The sequence below is a fragment of the Streptococcus sp. CCH5-D3 genome (assembly GCF_001556435.1).
Taxonomy (GTDB): domain Bacteria; phylum Bacillota; class Bacilli; order Lactobacillales; family Streptococcaceae; genus Streptococcus.
The window spans coordinates 1-467 of sequence record NZ_LSIW01000169.1; the positions used below are offsets into that span (position 1 = coordinate 1).

Consider the following 467-nt stretch of genomic DNA (forward strand, 5'->3'; position numbering starts at 1 on the left):
GCTGTCTGTAGTTGTAGCTGGTTGGCTCACCAAACTAGTATTGACAGCTGCTCTCACCATACTAGATACATCAAGATTAGCATCTTTTTCAGCTAAATTTGTTCGATTTTCCACAGCTGAAGGGGTCACTGCAGTTTCAGATGCTTTATCAGCTGCTTGTGAGGTACTAGCACTCACTTCACTTCTAGCCTCGCTAGTAGCAGTTTTACTAGCGGTTTGGCTAGTTGTTGAGGCTTGACTAGCTTTCTCGCTTGATGCTACCCCATCGGTCGCTACACCACTGAAAATATCAGCTGCTGTCACAGCATCACTATCTGAGGTAGCACGCAAAGTGGCATCTGAAGGTGTTGAAACTTCATGATGCTCATCAGCCAAAGCTTGACCTGCAAAGACCAAACTAGCTCCTAAAAGGACTGATGCTGCCCCAAATGAATATTTACGAATGGAAAAACGTTGTTGTTCGTGTA

The 467-nt window shown here is 44.8% G+C and carries 1 protein-coding gene; it reads right to left on the reverse strand.

All coding sequences use genetic code 11. The annotated features are described in order from the left end of the window. Nucleotides 1–467, reverse strand: a 467-nt coding sequence (locus AX662_RS09770) for a YSIRK-type signal peptide-containing protein (protein WP_197414722.1), incomplete at both ends; no start/stop codon positions are given.